Annotated in this window: 2 rRNA genes; both read left to right on the top strand. The window is 43.2% G+C overall.

Annotated elements, in window-relative coordinates:
* Positions 1-81, top strand: a 16S ribosomal RNA gene (locus M3183_RS26820); the annotation flags it as partial.
* Positions 82-237: 156 nt separating this feature from the next.
* A 23S ribosomal RNA gene (locus tag M3183_RS26815) occupies positions 238-359 on the top strand; the annotation flags it as partial.

The following is a 359-nucleotide window of genomic DNA, read 5'->3' as shown; positions in this document are numbered from 1 at the left end:
CCGCCTAAGGTGGGACAGATGATTGGGGTGAAGTCGTAACAAGGTAGCCGTATCGGAAGGTGCGGCTGGATCACCTCCTTTCTAAGGATATAAGCAGGACTAAGAGCCTGACAAAAAAGGTTTGTTTGATTGTTTTTTGTTTGTTTAGTTTTGAGAGAATTATCTCTCAGACTTGTTCCTTGAAAACTAGATAACGATAACAAGACATCATTATTGTAAGTTCTTTTTAAATTTTTAGGTTAAGTTAGAAAGGGCGCACGGTGAATGCCTTGGCACTAGGAGCCGATGAAGGACGGGACTAACACCGATATGCTTCGGGGAGCTGTAAGCAAGCTTTGATCCGGAGATTTCCGAATGGG

This window comes from Neobacillus mesonae (assembly GCF_023715155.1).
Classification (GTDB): Bacteria; Bacillota; Bacilli; order Bacillales; family Cytobacillaceae; genus Neobacillus; species Neobacillus mesonae_A.
This window is presented reverse-complemented; position numbering and strand designations above follow the sequence as displayed.